General features: G+C 66.5%; 21 protein-coding genes and 1 other RNA gene. 9 read left to right on the forward strand and 13 right to left on the reverse strand.

Annotation, left to right across the window (positions count from 1 at the left end):
• Positions 1–49 precede the first annotated feature (49 nt).
• Positions 50–835, reverse strand: a complete 786-nt coding sequence (locus tag AC4FIJ_RS09715; protein ID WP_490336542.1) for a 3-hydroxybutyrate dehydrogenase — start codon at positions 833–835, stop codon at positions 50–52.
• Between the two features lie 82 nt (positions 836–917).
• On the opposite strand from AC4FIJ_RS09715, the gene ypfJ reads away from it, so the two are divergent.
• Together ypfJ and AC4FIJ_RS09725 are read left to right on the forward strand one after the other, a co-directional pair.
• Positions 918–1,769: a KPN_02809 family neutral zinc metallopeptidase gene (gene ypfJ, locus AC4FIJ_RS09720; RefSeq protein ID WP_490336522.1), complete on the forward strand. Its 852-nt coding sequence runs from the start codon at positions 918–920 to the stop codon at positions 1,767–1,769.
• An 11-nt stretch (positions 1,770–1,780) separates the two neighbouring features.
• Entirely contained in the window at positions 1,781–2,284 is a 504-nt protein-coding gene (locus AC4FIJ_RS09725; protein WP_490336523.1) for a hypothetical protein, read from the forward strand.
• Positions 2,285–2,342: 58 nt separating this feature from the next.
• Here the strand turns inward: AC4FIJ_RS09725 and creD are convergent, their stop codons facing one another.
• From creD to AC4FIJ_RS09740, 3 genes are all read right to left on the reverse strand, one after another.
• On the reverse strand, positions 2,343–3,686 hold the full coding sequence (creD, locus tag AC4FIJ_RS09730; protein ID WP_490336524.1) for a cell envelope integrity protein CreD: 1,344 nt from the start codon (positions 3,684–3,686) through the stop codon (positions 2,343–2,345).
• A gap of 167 nt (positions 3,687–3,853) precedes the next feature.
• Entirely contained in the window at positions 3,854–5,557 is a 1,704-nt protein-coding gene (locus AC4FIJ_RS09735; RefSeq protein WP_490336525.1) for a M56 family metallopeptidase, read from the reverse strand.
• Positions 5,554–5,937: a BlaI/MecI/CopY family transcriptional regulator gene (locus AC4FIJ_RS09740; protein WP_490336526.1), complete on the reverse strand. Its 384-nt coding sequence runs from the start codon at positions 5,935–5,937 to the stop codon at positions 5,554–5,556. Before AC4FIJ_RS09740 ends, AC4FIJ_RS09735 begins: the two co-directional genes overlap by 4 nt.
• A gap of 177 nt (positions 5,938–6,114) precedes the next feature.
• Between AC4FIJ_RS09740 and AC4FIJ_RS09745 the strand changes: the two genes are divergently transcribed.
• Complete coding sequence (locus AC4FIJ_RS09745; protein ID WP_490336527.1) at positions 6,115–6,810, forward strand: peptidylprolyl isomerase; 696 nt, start codon at positions 6,115–6,117, stop codon at positions 6,808–6,810.
• On the opposite strand, the gene AC4FIJ_RS09750 is transcribed toward AC4FIJ_RS09745, so the two are convergent.
• A complete protein-coding gene (locus AC4FIJ_RS09750; RefSeq protein WP_490336528.1) occupies positions 6,807–7,877 on the reverse strand; it encodes an AI-2E family transporter in 1,071 nt (356 codons plus the stop codon). The genes AC4FIJ_RS09745 and AC4FIJ_RS09750 overlap by 4 nt on opposite strands.
• A gap of 4 nt (positions 7,878–7,881) precedes the next feature.
• A complete protein-coding gene (recN, locus tag AC4FIJ_RS09755; protein ID WP_490336529.1) occupies positions 7,882–9,573 on the reverse strand; it encodes a DNA repair protein RecN in 1,692 nt (563 codons plus the stop codon).
• A gap of 283 nt (positions 9,574–9,856) precedes the next feature.
• Between recN and AC4FIJ_RS09760 the strand changes: the two genes are divergently transcribed.
• The 3 genes from AC4FIJ_RS09760 to AC4FIJ_RS09770 all read left to right on the forward strand — a co-directional run bounded on the left by AC4FIJ_RS09760 (position 9,857) and on the right by AC4FIJ_RS09770 (position 12,469).
• Positions 9,857–10,786: a UDP-2,3-diacylglucosamine diphosphatase gene (locus tag AC4FIJ_RS09760; protein WP_490336543.1), complete on the forward strand. Its 930-nt coding sequence runs from the start codon at positions 9,857–9,859 to the stop codon at positions 10,784–10,786.
• Between the two features lie 35 nt (positions 10,787–10,821).
• Positions 10,822–11,910, forward strand: a complete 1,089-nt coding sequence (locus AC4FIJ_RS09765) for a glycosyltransferase family 4 protein (RefSeq protein WP_490336530.1) — start codon at positions 10,822–10,824, stop codon at positions 11,908–11,910.
• 136 nt (positions 11,911–12,046) lie between these two features.
• A complete protein-coding gene (locus AC4FIJ_RS09770; RefSeq protein ID WP_490336531.1) occupies positions 12,047–12,469 on the forward strand; it encodes a PRC-barrel domain-containing protein in 423 nt (140 codons plus the stop codon).
• Positions 12,470–12,494: 25 nt separating this feature from the next.
• Here the strand turns inward: AC4FIJ_RS09770 and AC4FIJ_RS09775 are convergent, their stop codons facing one another.
• The gene (locus AC4FIJ_RS09775; RefSeq protein ID WP_490336532.1) at positions 12,495–12,662 is read right to left on the reverse strand and encodes a hypothetical protein; all 168 of its coding nucleotides are present in this window, start codon (positions 12,660–12,662) and stop codon (positions 12,495–12,497) included.
• 366 nt (positions 12,663–13,028) lie between these two features.
• On the opposite strand from AC4FIJ_RS09775, the gene AC4FIJ_RS09780 reads away from it, so the two are divergent.
• Positions 13,029–14,192, forward strand: a complete 1,164-nt coding sequence (locus AC4FIJ_RS09780) for a pyridoxal phosphate-dependent aminotransferase (RefSeq protein ID WP_490336544.1) — start codon at positions 13,029–13,031, stop codon at positions 14,190–14,192.
• A 9-nt stretch (positions 14,193–14,201) separates the two neighbouring features.
• Here the strand turns inward: AC4FIJ_RS09780 and AC4FIJ_RS09785 are convergent, their stop codons facing one another.
• From AC4FIJ_RS09785 to AC4FIJ_RS09810, 6 genes are all read right to left on the reverse strand, one after another.
• On the reverse strand, positions 14,202–15,059 hold the full coding sequence (locus tag AC4FIJ_RS09785) for a class I SAM-dependent methyltransferase (RefSeq protein ID WP_490336533.1): 858 nt from the start codon (positions 15,057–15,059) through the stop codon (positions 14,202–14,204).
• Between the two features lie 128 nt (positions 15,060–15,187).
• On the reverse strand, positions 15,188–15,730 hold the full coding sequence (locus AC4FIJ_RS09790; protein ID WP_490336534.1) for an NUDIX hydrolase: 543 nt from the start codon (positions 15,728–15,730) through the stop codon (positions 15,188–15,190).
• Between the two features lie 8 nt (positions 15,731–15,738).
• Positions 15,739–16,425: a TPM domain-containing protein gene (locus AC4FIJ_RS09795; RefSeq protein WP_490336535.1), complete on the reverse strand. Its 687-nt coding sequence runs from the start codon at positions 16,423–16,425 to the stop codon at positions 15,739–15,741.
• Between the two features lie 14 nt (positions 16,426–16,439).
• Positions 16,440–17,243, reverse strand: a complete 804-nt coding sequence (locus AC4FIJ_RS09800) for a TPM domain-containing protein (RefSeq protein WP_490336536.1) — start codon at positions 17,241–17,243, stop codon at positions 16,440–16,442.
• Positions 17,240–17,866 (reverse strand): TPM domain-containing protein, encoded by a 627-nt coding sequence (locus AC4FIJ_RS09805; protein ID WP_490336537.1) that lies wholly within the window; start codon positions 17,864–17,866, stop codon positions 17,240–17,242. The genes AC4FIJ_RS09800 and AC4FIJ_RS09805 overlap by 4 nt, the downstream gene beginning before the upstream one ends.
• 13 nt (positions 17,867–17,879) lie before the next feature.
• Positions 17,880–18,479 carry a LemA family protein gene (locus tag AC4FIJ_RS09810; RefSeq protein WP_490336538.1) on the reverse strand — a complete coding sequence of 200 codons (600 nt, stop codon included), beginning with the start codon at positions 18,477–18,479 and terminating at the stop codon, positions 17,880–17,882.
• Positions 18,480–18,653: 174 nt separating this feature from the next.
• Here AC4FIJ_RS09810 and mscL point away from each other — a divergent pair, with 174 nt between their 5' ends.
• Together mscL and ssrA are read left to right on the forward strand one after the other, a co-directional pair.
• On the forward strand, positions 18,654–19,121 hold the full coding sequence (gene mscL / locus AC4FIJ_RS09815; RefSeq protein ID WP_490336539.1) for a large conductance mechanosensitive channel protein MscL: 468 nt from the start codon (positions 18,654–18,656) through the stop codon (positions 19,119–19,121).
• A gap of 45 nt (positions 19,122–19,166) precedes the next feature.
• Positions 19,167–19,511, forward strand: a transfer-messenger RNA (tmRNA) gene (gene ssrA, locus AC4FIJ_RS09820).
• The last annotated feature ends 5 nt before the right edge of the window (positions 19,512–19,516 follow it).

Here is a 19,516-nt window from a genome sequence, read left to right on the forward strand (position 1 = left end):
GCTTGCGCGAAACGGGGGCGGGACGATCGGATTATTGCCCGAATCGCCCTTATTGCGCCGTCCAGCCGCCATCGACCGATATATTCGTGCCGGTGATATTGTCCGCCGCCTTGCCGCACAGGAACATCGCGACCGCGGCGATATCCTCGGCGGTGGAGAACTTCTTGGTCGGTTCACGCTCCAGCAGGACGTCGTTGATCACCTGCTCGCGGGTCATGCTGCGCGCCTTCATCGTGTCGGGGATCTGGTCCTCGACCAGCGGGGTCCAGACATAGCCCGGGCTGATGCAATTGGCGGTGACGTTCTGCTCGGCCAGTTCCAGCGCGATGGTCTTGGCCAGCCCCGCCAGCGCATGCTTGGCCGAGACATAGGCCGACTTGAACGGCGATGCGGTCAGCGAATGGGCGCTGGCGGTAAAGATGATGCGGCCCCAGCCTTTCTGCCTCATGCCGGGAATGGCAAGCCGCGAGCAATGGAACGCGCTCGACAGGTTGAGCGCGATGATCTGGTCCCATTTCTCGACCGGGAATTCGTCGACCGGGGCGACATATTGCATGCCAGCATTGCAGATCAGGATATCGACCGCGCCGAACGCGTCCAGCGCTGCCTTCATCAGGCTTTCGCAGCCTTCGGTCTTTGTCAGGTCGCCGCCCGCATAGATCGCCTTCGCCCCGCTCGCCGCTTCCAGCGCGGCGCGTTCCTTCTCGATCTCCGCCTCGTCGCCGAACCCGTTGATGACAAGGTTCGCCCCCTCCGCCGCCAGGGCCTTCGCATAGGCGAGGCCGATGCCCGAAGTGGAACCGGTGACGAGGGCGGTCTTGCCGGAAAGGAACATTTCAGTCTCCATCATGTTTTGGAAATCGCTAGGCTTTGGGCCAGGCGGGCCGAATCGCGGCCCAGGGTCTACGGGGGTAACGATGCGGCTCAATGACATTTCCCGCAATATCCGGGTTCGCGACCAGCGCGGAAGCGGCGGCGGCGGTCTCGGCGGCGGCGGCAAGCTGGGCTGCGGCGCGGTGGTGCTGGCCATCGCGGGCTATTTCATCTTCGGCCTCGATCCGATGTCCACGCTGGGCATGGTCGATTCGGTGCAGACCGATGCCCCCGTGCAGACCGGCGGCCAGACGCTGGAGGAAAGCTGCAGCGTCAACGAATACAGCCGCGAGACCTGCGCCGCGCTATCCTCGCTCGACGCGACATGGCAGCCGCTGTTTCAGCAGGCGGGAATCCCCTTCACGCAGCCGACACTGAATTTCTATGACGGGCGCGGCCAGTCGGGCTGTGGCGCGGCGCAAAGCGCGATGGGGCCGTTCTATTGCCCCTCCGATCAGGGCATCTATATCGACACCAGCTTCTACGATCAGCTCGACCGACAGCTTGGCGCGGGCGGCGATTTCGCGCGCGCCTATGTGATGGCGCACGAATATGGCCACCACGTCCAGAACCTGACCGGACAGGCGACGCAGGTCCGCCAGCTGCAACAGCAGAACCCCGGCGCGGCCAATCGCATACAGGTCGCGATGGAACTGCAGGCGGACTGCTATGCAGGCGTATGGGCGGCAAAGAACCGCGAACTGATGGAACCCGGCGATATCGAGGAAGGCATGACCGCCGCATCCTCGATCGGCGACGACACGCTGACGCAGGGCCGGGTCAGCCCGGACAATTTCACCCACGGCACCAGCGCCCAGCGCATGGAATGGCTGCAACGCGGTCTCAAGACCGGCGATGAGGATCAATGCGACACATTTTCCGCGCTTCTACGATAGGTACCGCCGCCTTGGCCGCCATGATCGCCACGGCGGCGGCGGCCCAGCAGGTCGATGACGATGGCGTGAAGGTAGAGGAGATCCCGCTCCAGCCGCTGCGCGACCTCAACCTTGAGAAGGAGGAGATCCCGCCGCTGCTGGTCGATATCGGCAACCATCCCTATTCGACGGGCGGGCTGACCGATTGCGCAGTCATCGGCGCCGCGATCAGCGACATCGACATCATGCTCGGCCCCGATATCGACGTCCCGCGCGAGGAACGTTCGGACGTCGACAAGGGCGTCGATTTTGCGGGCGAGACGGCGCAGGACATCATCGGCGGGCTGATCCCGTTTCGCGGTCTTGTGCGCGAAATCTCGGGCGCGAAGGCGCAGGAACGCTATCTCAGCCAGCTGATCGTGGCCGCGGACGTGCGCCGCGCGTTTCTAAAGGGCATCGGCATCGAACGCGGCTGCGAAGCGCCCGTAAGGCCGCTGACCGACGGGGCCGGCGTGACCGCACCCTCCGCAGACTGATAGGCGAAAGGGCGCGGGCAGATGTCCCGCCCGCGCCCGTTCGTCATGCCTGCATCCGTCACGCCTGCACAGGCCGCCCCACGCCCGACCAGTCGATATTGCGCGTCGCATACATCACGCCCGCCAGCGCCGCGAACAGCAGCAGCGAACCGATCAGCAGCGACCAGGCCTCAAGGCTGAGCAGCACGAACAGCAGCGCGTAAAGCCCCGCCAGCAGCCCGCCCATGACCCGCGCCCGCTTCCAGCTTTTCAGCACCGACGCGCTATAGGCGGTGAGCAGGCCGACTATGGCCGCGCTCGCCACCAGATAGGCGATGGTAAAGCCCGTCACCTCGGCAAAGGCCAGCAGCAGCACGAAGAAAAGCACCAGCCCCGCGCCCGTCAGCAGATATTCCGCCGCCGCGACCGCGACCCCTGCCACCACGTCGAACATCAGAAAGGTCAGAAAGGTGAACCCGATGATCAGGAAGCCGTATTTCACCGACCGGTCGATGCGGCTGTAAAGATCGACCGGCTCGACCAGCCCGATGGTGGCGACGCGCGCCTGCGATCCTCCGGGTGCGGCGATGTCGACCGTTTCCGGCCCGACGAAAGGCGCTTCCAGATCGCTGGTCATCGCCAGCCCCTGCCCCAGCGCGAGGTCGGGAATTGCGAAGCCCGCATTGAACCCATCGTCTGAGATGGCGGGATCGCCCGGCAAAAACCCGCCCGAAAAGCTGGGATGCGGCCAGGCGGATGTCACCTGCCACTCGGTATTGCCGCCGCGCGGGACAAGGCTGATCGTCTCGCTGCCGCGCAGGCCGTATGACCACCCGACATTCAGCGGCGCACTGCCGTCCCAATCGGGAAAGCCGTGAAACCCCGCTCCGCCCGTCGCGAGCGGACCGCCGCCGGGCCGCGTCGCCAGCACCTCGCCATTGGCGGTGACCTTGCTGTCGCTCTGCAGACCGCGCGGGTCCGATACGCCGAAACGCAGTTCCGCCCGGGCGGGCATCAGGCTGGCGGGATCGATGCCCTGCCGCTCCAGATCCTCCGGCATGGCAAAGCGCGCCGTGCCCGTCACCGCCGCATTATAGAGGACCGAGGCATAGATCGACTTCTGCCTGACCTGCGGGTCCAGCGCGGTCGCGACCGCCTGCTCGACCGGCGAGAGGTAAAGCTCGCGCGTGACGTTGGAGAGTTTCGAGGTCTGCTTGCCGTCGACCACGCTGTTTTCGGTGATCGTCTGCGTATAGGGAATGACCAGCACCGGCCCGGTGATCAGCTGCGCGCCGCCCCAGCCCTGCGTGATCGTCTGATGCGCATTTCGCGACTGGTCCTGCCGGTCCCACACCAGCGCATAGACCATCATCAGCGGCACCGCGAGCGCGCCCGCCACCAGCAGCGCGAACAGCAGCTTCATGCCGGGCGATCGGTGCTTTCGTTCAGGCGGGTCTTCGTATGAAAAGGATTGTTCGGCGTTCGACACGGGTGTCGTCTCCCCACTTTTGATGGAGAGACGAACCGTGCTATTTCAGCGATGAATTGAATATGAACTCCTGGGGTCGACAGGAATCCGGCCGATCCCGCTCAATGATGGTCCGCATGCATGTCGCGGCGCATCTCGGCCAGTTCGGCATCCAGTTCGGCCAGCGCTTCGGCGCGCACATCCGCCGACATCGACGCGCTGGACGCGATCGCGACGCGCGCGCCTTCAACCCCGGCAATCGCGGCCTGCATCGCGGCGCGTTCGATCGCGCCTTCGTCGATCACGTGTTCCTGCACGATGCGGTTCCGGCCATCGGGTCCCCTCTGGCTCACGCGGATGGTACGAACCTTGCCATCGGCGGACACGCTTTCATGCACCTGCGGCGCGGCAGCGGCGGCGCGCATCGCCTCGCGGGTCGAATGGCGGATCTGGACGCGCGCACGCTCCATCTCGGCAGAGGCGCGCTTCAGCTCGGCCTCGACGCGGGCGCGTTCGGCCTTACTCATGTCGTGGTTGCCGCGGATCTCGTGCATTTCGCGGCGCAGTTCGGCCTGCTCGCGCGCCATTTCGGCATCGGCGTGCTCCAGCTCGCGCTTCGTTTCGAAGATCCAGCTGTCGGTGCCGTCGGAATAGGTGCCGAATGCGGGTGCTTCGGGCGGCAGCGGCGGCTCGGGCGGCATCGGCGGCTCGGGCGGAAGCGTCGCTTCGGGCGGCTGCGGCGCGGGGGGCGGCATCGGCACATCGGGCGCGGCCGGCACCGACGGCGGTGCGGGCACTTCCGCGATCTGCGCCTCGGCATAGGAAATCGAGGCGGTCAGCGGTACGGCGAGAAGGGCTCCCGCGCCGATCAGCAGCAATCCAGTGCGGCGGCGCAGGCGGGAGGGGGACATGGCAAGGCTCCTTAAACGATGTACGATGGCCTTTTCGCCCAGCAATGGCCCGATCTCCCGAAATCCCGCCATGGGGGCTGCAAGCGCGAGGTTCTGTTCGCGTGCCGATGCGGCGATCACCGATCCGTAATGCGCGCGGGTGGCAGCATCGCGGCCCCCGTCGGCAAGCGAATCCATGACGCGCGCATCGCACGCGGCTTCCTGGTCCCGCCGCATCGCGCGCCAGCCCAGCCACGCGATCGGATTGAACCAGTGCAGCGCCAGCAAGGGCTGCGCGGCAATATTGGCGAGCAGATCGTGCCCGCGGTGATGGGCAATCTCATGTGCGATGGCGAGATCGCGGCCTGTGCTGTCGAGATCGGCCATGAAACCGACCGGCATGGCGATGACCTTGTCGAACACGCCGAAGGCCACGGGTGCGCGGACGGCATCGGTCTCGACGAGGCGAATGTCCTCCCACTCGCCCACCGGACGCGCGCCTTTCAGCAGCATGCGGCGCATCGCGTGATAGGACCCCCAGCGCCAGACGAGGAACGCGGCGGCCACAGCCAGCCAGACGAACACCAGCGATCCGACCAGCACATCGGGCGCGATCAGCGAAGGCGCAGGGTCGCCCATTGCGGCAAGGTCGGCGGGCGGCAGGACCGGCGGCGCCTTGTCTGCGAACAGCGGGACGTTTGCGGTCATCGCGGCGTCGGCCACCGGCGCAGCCTCTTCGGCGGGGCGCATCCATGCAGGCAGCACCAGCGGCGGCAACGCCAGCCGGATCATCGGCAGCGCCCACAGCGCATAGGCCGCGCGCGGCCCGAACCACCGCGCCACGGGCCGGCGCAGCAGCAGCGCCGCGGCGATCAGCACGCCGGTCCCGATCAGCGTATCGACGGCATAGTCCAGAAAGGTGATGTCCCCGATCATTTCCTGAGCTCCCTCAGCAATCCCTCGATCTCGGTCAAATCGCGCTCGCTCAGCGCTTCGGCTTCGGCCAGATGGGCGAACAGGCTGGCCGCGCGGCCGCCGAACAGCCGATCGAGCAGGCGGCGCGATTCGCTGCCCAGAAAAGCCTCGCGCCCGATCAGCGGCGAATAGAGAAAGCGGCGGCCATCCGGCTGTGTCGCGATGGCGTTCTTGGCGACCAGACGCGACAGCAGCGTCTTGACGGTCGCAAGGCTCCAGCCCTTTTCTTCGTCCACGCGCTCCGCCACCTGCGATGCGGTCAGCGGCTCGCCCGCATCCCACAGCGCTTCCAGAACCGATTGCTCGGCTTCGGAGATGCGGTCGGCGGCGGGGTCTGGCATGAATCGTTCCCGGATGGCTTGAAGTTCGACTACAGCTGTAAACGAAACCGACTACATCTGTAAACGCCAGTTGCGCCCCAACCATGTCGCCGGTCGAGCGGTCTATGTCGTTCGTCGGCCAGCAGCCAATGCCATGACCGCTTGCGCCCCCGCCGCGGCAGCGCAATACTCACGCCCATGATCCGCATGCTCACCCTTGCCTCCGCCCTGTTGCTGGCCATGCCCGCTGCCGCCCAGCCTGCCGCCGACCAGCCGGTGCCCACGCCCGCCGCGACAGCCGCGCAGGCCACACCGCAGGCGCCGACGGCAAGCGACACGAGCCTCGCGCCGCAAACCGAGCTGGTCGCGATCGAGACCGCGCTGGGCACGATCACCGTCGCGCTGGAAACCGAACGCGCGCCGGTCACCTCGGCCAATTTCCTGCGCTATGCGGCGGAAGAACGGTTCGACGGGGCGGAGTTCTACCGCGCGATGCGGCTCGACTGGGGCGAACAGCCCAACGGGCTCATCCAAGGCGGCGCGCAGGGCTATCCCGACCGCGTGCTGCCACCCATCGCGCATGAACCCACCGACCAGACCGGCATCACGCACAAGCGCGGCACGATCTCGATGGCGATGCTCGAACCCGGCAGCGCGACCGGCGACTGGTCGATCCTGCTGTCCGACATGCCCGGACTCGACGCCGATCCCGCCAGCGAGGATCCCGCCCGCCGCGCAGGCTATGCCGCCTTTGGCCACGTGGTCGACGGGATGGACGTGGTCGAGGCGATCTGGAACGCCCCGCTCGATCCCGACAAGGGCGAAGGCTGGATGAAGGGCCAGATGCTGGCCCAGCCGGTGAAAATGATCACCGTGCGAAAAGTGGGGGACTAGACCGCTGCCACGCCGCGCTGGTCGCGCAATATCGCCCATCCGGCGATGAACAGCCCGGCCACCACCGGCCCCACCACGATACCGGTGATGCCCAGCGCCGCGATCCCGCCCAGCGTGGTGACAAGGATCACCCAGTCAGGCAGCCCGGTGTCGCGCCCTACCAGAATGGGCCGCAGCGCATTGTCGGCCAGCCCGATCACCAGCACGCCCGACCCGATCACCACCAGCCCCTGCCAGATCGCGCCGGTCGCCAGCAGATAGATCGCGGCAGGCACCCACACGATGGCGGGCCCGACCGCGGGCAGCAGCGAGAAGATCGCCATCAGCAGGCCGAACAGCAGCGCAGCGGGCAGGCCCACGATCCAGAAAGTGATCGCCCCCAGCGCGCCCTGCACCAGCCCGACGACGATCGACCCCTTGATGGTCGCGCGCGTCACCGCGACGAAACTGGCAACCAGCCTCTCGGCGATGGCGGGCTGCATCGGCAGGCTGGACTGCACCGTCGCGGTCAGTTCCTCGCCGTCGCGCAGCAGGAAGAAGGTGGCGTAAAGCCCCACCGCGAAGGACAGCACGAACCCCAGCACGCCGCCGCCGATCTCCAGCGCCTTGCCCGCGATCATGCCGACGCTCTGCTGCAGCAGTTCCAGCGCGCGCTGTTGCAGCACGTCGAACTCGCCATATCCCGAATTGTCGACCATCGCCTGCAGCCGCGCGGGCAATGCGTCATAGCCCCAGCGGAAATATTCGCTGGCATCCATCTGCTCTTCCTGGATCGCCAGATAGATGCCGGTCGCCTGGTCGACGATCATGGTGCCGATGATCATCAGCGGAATGACGACCGCGAAGGTGATGACCAGCAGCGTCAGCGCCGCCGCCCGGTTGCGCTTGCCCCCCATGTTGCGCAGCACGCGGCGATAGAGCGGCTGGAACATGATCGCGGCCAGCACCGCCCAGAACAGCGGCGTCAGGAACGGCCATGCGATGGCCGCCAGCAGAACGGTGATGGCCAGCAGGAACAGCAGGAAACCGCCATGCTCGATCTTGGCTCTGCGGGTCTGCTCGTCCATGCGCCTATACCCCTTCCAGCAGGCGTTCGGCCTGCGCCCGCGCCTCGGGCGTGATTTCCGCGCCCGACAACATGCGGGCGATTTCCTCGACCCTTTGCCCCGCGTCCAGCATGCGGACAGAGGTGCGCGTGACCGTGCCCTCGCTCGATTTCGCGATCATGTAATGGCTGCCCCCGCGCGCCGCGACCTGCGGGCTGTGGGTGACGGCCAGCAATTGCCCCGCCGCGCCTTCCGCGCCGCCGGACGAACCGCCTGCCAGCCGCGCCAGCCGGTCGCCGATCGCGCTCGCCACCGCGCCGCCGACGCCGCGGTCGATTTCGTCGAAGATGATGACCGCCGCGCCGCCTTCCTCCGCCAGAGCGACCTTGAGCGCGAGGATGAAGCGCGACAATTCGCCGCCAGAGGCGATCTTGGCCAGCGGTGCATAGGGCGCGCCCGGATTGGTCGCGATCAGGAATTCGACACCGTCCATGCCATGCGGGCCCCAGCGCTCCTCGGGCAGGCGCTGAACCGCGGTGCGGAACTTCGCGGCGTCCAATTTCAGCGGCGCCAGTTCGGCCGCGACCGCCTTGTCCAGCCTGCGCGCCGCCTCGGCCCTTGCCGCGGACAGGGTTTCCGCCTCGGCATGGTAATGCGCGCCCGCATCGAAGGCCTTGCGCTCCAGCGCGGCGATGCGTTCGCCCGAATGGGTGATCGCGTCGAGCGCCTCGCGCATCGCCTCCAGCTTTGCAGGCAGCGCGTCGACCTCGACATCGTGCTTGCGGGCAGCGGCGCGCAGGTCGAACAGGCGGCGCTCGGTCTCGTCCAGAACCTGCGGATCGAAGGCCAGCGCCTCGTTCGCACGGTTCAGCGCTTCCTCCGCCTCGCCCCCCTCGATCAGAGCGCGGTCCAGCGCGGCCAGCGCCTCGCCCAGCGCGGGGTGATCCTCGGCAATGCGGTCGAGCTTGCGCGCGGCGGAGCGCAATTGCGCCAATGGCCCGTCGGACCCTGCGAACACATGCCCCAGATCGGACAGGTCGTCCGCCAGACGCTCGCCCTTCTGCATGTCGGCGCGGGCCAGCGCGAGCTCCTCCTCCTCGCCCGGCACGGGGGCCAGCTTCTCAAGCTCCTCGACATGGGCGGTCAGCAGTTCCTCTTCGGCCTGCGCATCGGCGGCGACGCGCTTCGCCTCGGCCAGCGCGTCCTCGGCCTTGCGCCATGCGGCCCACGCCTCGGCCACGCGGCTTTCATCCATGCCGGCATAGCGGGTCAGAAGTTCGCGGTGGCCGCGCGGGTTCACCAGCCCGCGGTCGTCATGCTGCCCGTGCAGTTCCACCAGCGCGGGCGCGAGCGAGCGCAGCACCGCCACCCCCACCGGCTGCCCGTTGACGAAGGCCTTGGACCCGCCATCCGCCTTGACCTGCCGCCGCAGCAGCAACGGCTCGCCCGGCTCGATCTCGACCCCCGCATCCTCAAGAGCGTCCGCCAGCAGCGGCGGCATGGCGGCGAATTCGAAGGTGGCAGTGACGCTCGCCTTGTCCTCTCCGGCGCGCACCAGCGACGTTTCCGCGCGGTTGCCCAGCACCAGCCCCAGCGCGTCGAGCAGGATCGACTTGCCCGCCCCCGTCTCGCCCGTCAGCACGCCGAGCCCCGCACGGAAATCGAGGTCGAGCGCCTCTATCAGGACGATATTGCGGATCTGCAGGCTGGTCAGCATGGTCGCGTCGATAAATGGACTGTCGGCGCGGATTTCACCACCGTCTCCCCAGCCCGCGCACAATATGCCCCCAGCTTTTCCACAGCTTTACCCCGTTTCCCGTCACAGCGCTGTCACAACGTCGCCGAACCGCAACAACGGGCGGGCATAGAGGCCGTAATAGAGATGAAAAGCCGGATACCGCAAGCTTGAGCGCAAGATCAGGGGGCCGATCATGACCAATATCGCGCGGAACGAGATCTTTACGAAAACCGGGTCTGAAACCACGATTGCCGACACGATCATGTCACCGGGCTCGCTGCCCGAATGGCTGGACTTGCCCGAACCGCGCGGCTTTCGGCCAAAGCGCAAATATCGCACCCTCTATATTTCCGACGTCCATCTCGGCACGCCGGGCTGCAACGCCGAACTGCTGATCGATTTCCTGTCGGGGGTGGAGTGCGAGACGCTCTACCTCGTCGGCGACATCGTCGACGGCTGGCGGCTGAAAAAGGGCTGGTACTGGCCCGACGCGCATAACGAGGTGGTGCGCCGCATATTGAAGATGGCGCACAGGGGCACGCGCGTCATTCTGGTCGCGGGCAACCATGACGAGATGCTGCGCAGCTATGCCGGTATGCATTTCGGCGGGGTCGAGATCGCGAACGAGGTGATCCACACCACCGCCGACGGCCGCCGCCTGATGGTCGTGCACGGCGATGCGTTCGACGGGGTGGTGCTCTATGCCCGCTGGCTCGCCTTCGCGGGCGATCAGGCCTATGCGCTGCTGCTGAAATCCAACATCTGGCTGAACCGCTGCCGCCGCCTGCTCAAGCTGCCCTACTGGTCGCTGTCGGCCTATCTGAAGCACCGCGTGAAGAACGTCGTCCAGTTCGTCTGCGATTTCGAGGAAGCGGTCGCCCATGCCGCGCGCGAACGCGGCGTTGACGGGGTGGTGTGCGGGCACATCCATTGCGCGGAAATCCGACAGATCGGCGACATCACATATTACAACGACGGCGACTGGGTCGAAAGCTGCACCGCGATTGCAGAGGATTTCGACGGCGCGATGCGGATCATCGACCACGCCGCCGACGTGCGCGAACGCGACCGGCTGGCCCGCGAGGCGCGCCAGAACGCGCCCGCCCCGCAAAGCGCCTCCGCCCAAGACAGCGCGCCCACAGGCGTTCCCGGCCCCGCCATCGTCCCCGAAACCGAACCGGCAGCCGCCTGATCGTGACAGGCGCGCAGCCGCCCGGCACACCGCCCATGCCCCGCCGCATCCTGCTGGCGACCGACGCATGGACGCCGCAGGTGAACGGCGTGGTCCGCACGCTGGAGGAAACGGTCGCACGTCTTCGCCAGCGCGGCCACCAGGTCGAATTGGTCACGCCAGACCTGTTCATGAACATGCCGATGCCGTTCTATCCCGAAATCCGCCTCGCCATGGTGCCCGGCAACGGGGTGACGCGCCGGATAGAGGCATTTCGCCCCGATCTCGTCCATATCGCCACCGAAGGGCCGATCGGCTGGGCCGCGCGCCGCTGGTGCCTTGCGCATGACATGCCCTTCACCACCGCGTTCCACACGCGCTTTCCCGATTATGTCGCGGTGCGCACGGGGCTGTCGGCAGAGCGGATCTGGCCGCTGATGCGGCGCTTTCACGCACCCTCGCGCACCGTGCTCGCCGCGACGCCCAGCCTGCGCGCCGAATTGACCGGCCGCCGGATCGGCCCGGTCGCGCCATGGTCGCGCGGGATCGATGCGGATCTGTTCAACGTGGACGCAGTGCCCGACCCGGCCCTGCGCGCCCTCCCCGGCCCGGTGCTGCTCTATGTCGGCCGCGTCGCGCCCGAGAAAGGCCTCGAGGATTTCCTCGGCGCGCGGCATCACGGCACGAGGGTCGTGGTCGGCGACGGTCCCGCGCTCGCCGGGCTGAAGGCGAAATATCCGGATGCCGTGTTCACTGGCCGCCTGACCGGCAAGGCGCTCGCCAGCGCCTATGCGGCGGCGGATTGCTTCGTGTTTCCCAGCCGGTCCGACACTTTCGGGCTTGTAATGGTCGAGGCGCTGGCCTGCGGCGTGCCGGTCGCGGGCTATCCGGTGCAGGGGCCGATCGACATCGTGGGGCCCAAGGGGCGCGGCGGGATGAGCGAACTTGCCCGCGTAATCGGCGCGGTGGACGAAGACCTCGATACCGCCATCGCCCATGCCCTGCTCGCCAGCCGCAGCGATTGCGCCGCCTATGGCGCCAGCTTCAGCTGGGAGGCGGCGACCGACCAGTTCGTCGCCGCATTGGGCGCGGTGCTGGAAGACGATCCCCCTCTGGCAGACGGAACCGCCCCGCTGGCGGCGTGAATCGCCTGTTTTCGCGGAACCGGAACCGTTTTCGCGCTTATCCTATATAGAGGATGACGCCGTAAGGCCCCCACGACCCCATCACAGACCGCCGCGGCGCCATCGTTCCCTTCTGTTACGAAAACGGAGAACGATCATGGCCGACACAACTGAACGAACCGCCGGAAACACGAGGACCGTCCGCGAGATGGTCGACGCAGGCCACGCGATGGAACGCGACGAGGGCAAGGACCTCATCGCCTCCGACCGGGTCGAGGGCACCGCCGTCTATCGCCCCGATGGCGAAAAGATCGGGCGCATCCATCACTTCATGGTCGGCAAGCGCAATGGCCGCGTCGAATATGCGGTGCTCAGCTTTGGCGGCTTCCTTGGCATGGGCGCGGAACATCGCCCCGTCCCGTGGGAAGCGCTGGACTATGACACCGGCCTCGGCGGCTATGTCGTGTCGGCCGATGAGGACGTGCTGAAGGCCAGCCCCACCATCGACCCCGCCGACCGACTGGCCTGGGACCGCGCCTTTGCGACGCAGATCTACGGCTATTGGGGCGTGCCCTACTGACAGCGCCCCCGATCCGGCGCCGCCCCTATACGGGCGGCGTCATCACGCTGAAGACGAAGCCCACGGTCCCCGCCCCGAACACGGCGGCGCTGCCCAGTTGCGAGGCAATGCGCGCGTGGCGGTTGCGGAATGTGGGCAGGAACAGCAGTAGCGCAAGGCCGACGGCCATGAGGATGATACCGATCTGTGTCATTTCAGTCCCCCCGTTGCTGGCATGAATGCCGGGTCGAGGGTGCTGCCGCGCGCCTTAACGGAAAGCTGAAATTAATCATGAACGGCGGCGGCCAAGGCGTCCGCACCGCCCTGCCCGCATGGCCCACGCCTGAGAAACATCGTCCGCCATGCACGACGAAACTGGACATCTCGCCGCATATTTGATGAACTCGCGCCGATAGCGCACCGGGGGGCCGCGCGGCTGGCTGGCCGCATTCCTGTCAGGGCGAAAAGCAAGAGGATGCCGGGTCTGCGATTTTCATCCGGGGGGACCTGATCGATGCTGCCTGACCGTTACGCCGAAGACCGTTACGCCCAAGACCAATACGCTGGCGATTGCGATTTCATCGACACCGCCCTGCCCGCCGATCGGCAGGAAGAGCTTTCGGGGCGCGGTTTCAACCGCCGCCAGATCGGGCGCATCGCGATGATGCTGGGCGGGGGCGCCGCGATGGCGAGCTTCGGCCGGCCCGCGCTGGCCCAGCAATCGGGCCCCGCCGTGGTCGGCGCGGTGCGGATCGCGTCGAACGAATGCTGGACCGGCCCGTTTTCCGAAGGCGTCGCCGCCGCGGCCATGATGGCCAGCCAGGGCAACCGCTATGAACCCGACAACAACCACGCGAAACTGGCCGCCGCCGTCGCCGAGGTGGAGGGGCTGCCCGAGGATCGCATCCTCGCCTGGCCCGGTTCCAGCGATCCGCTGAACCGCGTGGTCGTCACCTTCTGCTCGCCCGAACGCGGGCTGGTCACCGCCAACCCCAGCTATGAACAGGCGTGGCGGACCAGCGAATGGCTGGGCGTCCCGCTAAGCCGCGTTCCGCTGACCGCCGATCACCGGCACGACGTTCGGGCGATGCTGGCGGCCAATCCCCGCGCCGGCCTCTATTACGTGTGCTCGCCCAATAACCCGACCGGCACCGTCACCCCGATCGAGGACATCGTCTGGCTGGCGCAAAACAAGCCGAAAGACGCGGTGCTGGTGGTGGATGAGGCCTATATCCACTTCTCAGGCACGCCCAGCGCCGCCGCGCTGGCCGCCAGCCGCGACGATGTGATCGTGCTGCGCACCATTTCCAAGCTGTTCGGCATGGCCGGGATGCGGCTGGGCCTGACCTTCGCCCACCCTGCGCTGTACGAACGGATGATGCGCTATGACGGGGAGCAGGTGACCTTCATGGTCCCGATGACCGCCATCGCCTGCGGCACGGCCAGCCTGCCGCTCGCCGCCAAGATCGCCGCCCGCCGGGACCAGATGATCGCGGTGCGCGAGGAAACGCTGGATCACATGAAAAAGCGCGGCATCGCCACCATCGGATCGCAGGCGAACATGTTCATGGCCGACTGGGGCGCATTGGGGACCCCTGCCGACATGCAGCAGAAATTCCTCGATCAGGGTGTCCAGATCGGCCGGTCATGGGACGCATGGCCGACGATGAGCCGGATCACCATCGGTTCGGCCGAGGACATGCAGACATTCCGCCTTGCCCTCGACCGGATCCTGATGGGCTAGCCTGCCGGATCAGGCCGCCTTTTTCTTGAAAAGCAGCGTCATGCGGTCGCTCTCGCCGATGGCGGCGCGCGCCGCGCGGGTCGCCTCGTCGTCCGCGCCGCTATAGCTGGGCGGCAGCGACCAGACGCCGCCCTCCCAATTGGCGGGGTCCTTGGCATTGGCGTTGATCTCGCTCGCCTCGACCAGTTCGAAGCCCTGCGCCTCGACCATTGCGATGACGTCCGCTTGCCGCAGATAGCCGTTCGATCCGGTCACGTAATCGTCGGGCGCATCGGCGCGCGCGCGGTGCTGGACGATGCCCAGCATGCCGTCCGGCTTCAGCAGCGCATGGATCCGCTCAAGCTCCGTCGCGGCGATGCCCATGCGGGTCAGATTATGCATCTCGCGGAAGATCAGCACGCGGTCGACGGTGCCGTTATGCTCGGCGCCCAGATCGGCACTGGTGATATTGTCGACCGCCGCGCCCGACAGGTTCCACGTGGGGCTCTTTTCGGCGAAATTCGGCACCAGCTTGGACATATAGGTCCTGCCGCCCTCGTCCTCGATCAGCGAGGGATCGGGATTGAGCCCGATGTAACGCCCGTCAGGCCCCAGATAGGGCACCAGCACGCGCGTGTACCACCCGCCCGATGGCATGAAATCGGCAACCGTCATGCCCGGCTTCACCTGGAAGAATGCCAGCGTCTCGGCGGGATGGCGATACTGGTCGCGCGCCTTGTCCTCGGCGCGGTTGTCCTGCATCAGCGCGGCGTGCATGGCAGGGTCATGCTGGGCGGCACTGGCGTGATGATCGGCCCATGCGGCGGTTGGAACGGCAACCGCAAGCGCAAGGGGCGCGATGGCAGCGGCATACGACTTCAAACGCATATCGGTTCTCCCGGAAATTTCTGGCGGATTGCCTGTGCATGCGATCTTAGGGTGCCCTGCCCCCATAACAAGCGCCGCGAGCGTTCCGGGCGAGAAAAATGGACGATCCGGGCCGAATGGCGAACCGATCAGTCGCTTTCCGTCAAAAGACCCCCGCCCAGCAGCAACAGCAGCTTCACGTCGATCGCCTTGCCCGCCGCGCGCGCCTCGGCCACGAAGCCTTCGATCCCGTCCAGCGGCACCCGGTGCGCGGTGATGTCCTCGCCGCCCACACCGCCGCCTTCGCCGATCTTGGTCAGGCCCCGCGCGCGCACCAGCGTGAAACTCTCGCTCACCATGCCGGGCGAGGAATGGAACTCGCCCACATCCTCCAGCGTGGCCGCGCGATAGCCGGTTTCCTCCTCCAGCTCGCGCCCCGCCGCGGCCAGCGGACCCTCGTCCGCCGCGCTATCATCATCGCCGATCAGCCCGGCGGGAAGCTCGATACAGGGCTTGCCCAAGGGCACGCGATATTGCTCGACCAGCAGGACATGGCCGTCCTCGACCGCAAGGATCACCGCGGCGCGGATCGACCTTGCGCGCGAGACATATTCCCAGCGCCCCCGCTGCTTGGCGACGATCCAGTTTCCTTCCCAGCGGATATGCTCGGGCGCGTCCCTATCGGCGGTCATGCAAATTCCTACAGCTCGATCAGGCGATCGGGGATTTCGTTCTCGTCATCGTGCGCGCGCGGGAAATGCTCGGCCAGAACCTTGCCGACATGCTCTACGCCCGACACCATCGCGGCGGCCGTGCGCCCCTCTTTCAGCTCGCCCAGCATGTCGATCATCGCCTCGCCCCAGACCTCGTCGGGCACCTTGTGGGCGATGGCGGCATCGGCGACGATCTCGGCCCGGTGCTCGCGCATCGACAGATAGATCAATATGCCGGTGCGGCCATGGGTGCGCCGCTCGGCCCCCACCTTGAAGAAGGACACGGCGCGGGCGTGGGCGCGCTTTGTCTTGATCCGTCCGGGCACCAGCAGCAGGCGGAACGGCCACCACGCCAGCACGATCATCGCGCCCGCGAATTGCAGCGCGGCGAACAGCCCCGCCATCCAGAACAGCTCGGCAGGCGTATGTTCCGCGGCCCAGTTGCCCGTCAGCCGGTCCCACATGCCCAGATAGAACTCGGCATTGATCGCCAGCGCGACCAGCCCGACCAGCGAGGCCGCCGCCGCCCAGCACAGCGCGACGTCGAGGTAATCGTCCGACTTCTCGGTCAGGATCGTCACGATCTCGCCCGAGGTGTGCATTTCCGCGGCGCTGACCGCGGCGGTCACGCGGACGTGATCCTCCTCGCCCAGATAGACGGGCTTTTGTTTCATCGGTCCCGCCATGCTCACCAGCCCCCGCTCGCGCCGCCGCCGCCAAAGCCGCCGCCGCCGCCCGAAAAACCGCCGCCAAAGCCGCCGCCGCCGCCGAAGCCGCCACCGGAACCGCCGCCCCAGCCGCCGCCTCCGCCGCCCCAGATGATGACCGGCGCGCCGCCGCGATATTTATGCCCGCCGCGCAGGCCGCGCAGCAACGGAATGATGAAGAAGAACAGGAAGATCAGCAGGAAGATCACCTCGAACAGCCCGATCCCGTCGCCCTCGCGCGCCTGCGCCGCTTCCTCGTTGGCGGCGGCGGCGATTTCGGCGGCCTGTTCGGGCGGCAGTTCCAGCTGCTGGATGATCGCATCCGCGCCTGCCGCGATCCCGCCCGGCATGTCGCCTTGCTTAAAGAGCGGCAGGATCTGCCGGTTGATGATCAGGAAGGACAATCCGTCGGTCAGGATCGGCTCAAGCCCGTAACCCACCTCGATCCGCACCTTGCGCTCGTTCGGCGCGACGATCAGCAGCGCGCCGTCGTCGTTCTCCTCGCTGCCGATGCCCCATGTGCGGCCCAGCTGATAGCCATAGCTTTCGATGTCGTAGCCCTGAAGGTCGGGCACCGTCGCCACCACGAACTGCCGCTGGGTGCGCGTCTCGAACGCCTGCAGCTTTTGCGCCAGCGCGGCTTCCTCGGCAGGCGGGATGATATTGGCCGCATCGACGACGCGGCCCGTCAGCGCGGGAAAATCCTGCGCTGCGGCGGCGGACACACCGAAAGGTCCGGCCACCATCGCGGCCGCAAGCAGGAACAGGGCAAAAATGCGTTTCATGTCTCGTCCGTGGCAGCCGGTTCGCCGATCCCGTCCGGTCCGGAATCCGGTCCGTTGGGAGCCCCGTCGCGGGCAGCGGCCAGCAAAGCCTCGATCCCTTCCATTCCCTTCAATGCCGCGCCCGCAAAGTCTCCTTCGCGCGCCAGCGGCTTCATCGTGTCGACGATCGCGTCCCGCTCTGCATCGCTGGGCCGGATCGGCAGGTCGTGGCCGGTCGAAACCCCGACCAGCGTGTCGCCGGGCGAAATGAACACGATCGCCGCGTCATTGCGACCCGTGGCACGTTCCCACCCGCCATGGAAGCGGCTGGCAAAGCGATTGAACGCCTCGCCCTTCAGCCCCCGCGTCGTCAGCACCACGAAACGCGCATCGCTGCGCGCCCGCGCCGCATCGACCGCATCCGACAAACGGGCGGTTTCCGCCGGCGAGAACAGGCCGATCGGGTCGACCACCCTCTCGACCCCATAATTTGCCGCAACCGCCTCCGCCTTGTCGCCGCCCTCACCCGTATAACGAAAGGCCCCGCCGCTCCATGGCAGCATGAAGCCCGCCGTCAGCACGAAGGCCAGCGTGAACCAGCGCCAGTGACGCAGCGGGTGCCGAACAAGATCGCCGGGGTCCAAGCGGCCTCCGGCTTCAGAGCATTTCGCTCAGGTCGGGGGCCTGCTCGGCATTGGGCGTCACCGCCTCGAACGGCACCATCGGCTCCGCGCCATGCACCAGCTTGGCACCGATGATGTCGGGGAAGGTGCGGATCGTGGTGTTATAGTTGCGGACCGCCTCGTTATAGTCGCGCACCGCGATATTGATGCGGTTCTCGCTGCCTTCGACCTGGCTTTGCAGCATCTGGTAATTGGTGATCGACTGCAGCTGGGGATAGGCCTCGAAATTGGCGAGCAGACGGCCCAGCCCTTGCGACAGCTGGCCCTGCGCCTCGGCATATTGCTGCATCAGTTCGGGATTATCCAGATCGTCCGCATTGACTTGTATGCTGGTCGCACGGCTGCGCGCCTCGATCACGTCGGTCAGGATGCCGCGCTCCTGCTCGCTCGCGCTGCTGGCGACAGAGGCGAGGTTGGGCAGCAATTGCGCGCGCCGGTCATAGGCGTTCTGCACGTCGGCCCAGCGCGCCTTGGCCTCTTCCTCGGCGGTGGGCACGGAATTGATGCCGCACGCGGCCAGCATGCTTGCCAGCAAGGCCGCGATCAAAAGACGTATCGGATTGGAAATGGCCATGGCGGTCGGTTCCCCTCTGTTGGGCAGAGGCGCAACGACGCGCGCCCCCTCTCGCCCCCAGTATAGGCCGCCGCGCCCGCGCAACAAGAGCGGAGGAACCCTGAAATTACCATTGCCGCACCCGAAACGACGGTTAATTCTGGCAGGCGGTTACAACAGGGGAATGGCAGACACATGCTGACAGAGTTCAAGAAATTCATCGCCCGCGGCAATGTGCTCGACCTCGCCGTGGGCGTCGTGATCGGTGCGGCCTTCGGCAAGATCACGACTTCGCTGACCGAGAACATTATCATGCCGCTGCTGGGCTGGATCTTCGGCACGATCGACTGGTCGAACCATTTCCTCGTGCTCGGATCGATCCCCGCCGATTACGAGGGCGACCCCACCAGCTTCGCCGCTCTGAAAGAGGCGGGGGTGCCCGTCATCGGCTATGGCGACCTGATCACCCAGATCGTCAATTTCCTGCTGATCGCCTTTGCCCTGTTCCTGCTGGTGCGCAGCGCGAACAAGGTGATGGAGGAGATCGAGGAAAAGATGGTCAAGGCCGACAACACGCAGGAAGAGCCGACCGTCCCCACCGATCCGCAGCTCGACGTGCTCAAGGAAATCCGCGACCAGCTGAAGGCATCTGCCAACGTCTGACGCCGCCGGTCCGCCGGGAATGAGCGCGCAGCAAATTTCGCGCGCTCACTTCACATTAATTTCCGGGTCGCTATATGGGTCGTGCCGGTTTCGACCGGCTATGGCGATAAATTGCGGTGTGCAATAGGCACAGCGGACCCGGGGGCAGTACCCGGCGGCTCCACCAAACCCCCTGTTATCGAGGGCTTGGTATAGGGGGCCGAACCAGGATCGACGTGTGTTGAAAGGCACTGTTTTCGCCCGGGCTGAGTAACCCGTTAAAGGCTCAAAAACCCACAAGTGCCAACGATAACGAAGCACTCGCTCTCGCTGCGTAATTCTAGGGGCTAACGCCCTGAATTTACAAAGCTAAAGCGCGGTTGGACCCACCGGGCAACAGAAGCGGATTCCGGGGC

It is taken from the genome of Croceicoccus sp., assembly GCF_983967925.1.